This window comes from Mesorhizobium sp. M1D.F.Ca.ET.231.01.1.1 (assembly GCF_003999155.2).
In the GTDB taxonomy this organism is placed as follows: domain Bacteria; phylum Pseudomonadota; class Alphaproteobacteria; order Rhizobiales; family Rhizobiaceae; genus Mesorhizobium.
Genome location: NZ_RZOZ02000156.1, coordinates 1 through 331, shown reverse-complemented (window position 1 = coordinate 331; position 331 = coordinate 1). Strand labels below are relative to the sequence as shown.

Annotated in this window: 1 protein-coding gene; it reads right to left on the bottom strand. The window is 64.4% G+C overall.

Translation table 11 applies throughout. The annotated features are described in order from the left end of the window. Positions 1 to 331, bottom strand: a 331-nt coding sequence (locus EN874_RS32740) for a putative PEP-binding protein (RefSeq protein ID WP_348631838.1), incomplete at both ends; no start/stop codon positions are given.

The window sequence follows — 331 nt, the reverse complement described above, 5'->3', positions numbered from 1 at the left end:
CGGCGATTTCCGAGACCATCGGCAGCATCACCTTGATATTGCCGTGGACGGCGGCACGGAGCAGTGCCCGCAGCTGGCGCTTGAAGATGTCGGGGCGGTCGAGACACATGCGGATGCCGCGCCAGCCGAGGAAGGGGTTTTCCTCATCCGGGAATTCGATGCCGGCGATCGGCTTGTCGCCCCCGATATCGAGCGTGCGCACGATCACCGGATGCGGCGCAAACGCCTTGGCCAGCGCGCTGTAGGTTTCGGCCTGCATGTCTTCCGACGGCAGGTGCATGTGACGCATGAAAAGCAGTTCGGTGCGGAACAGCCCGACACCCATGGCGCC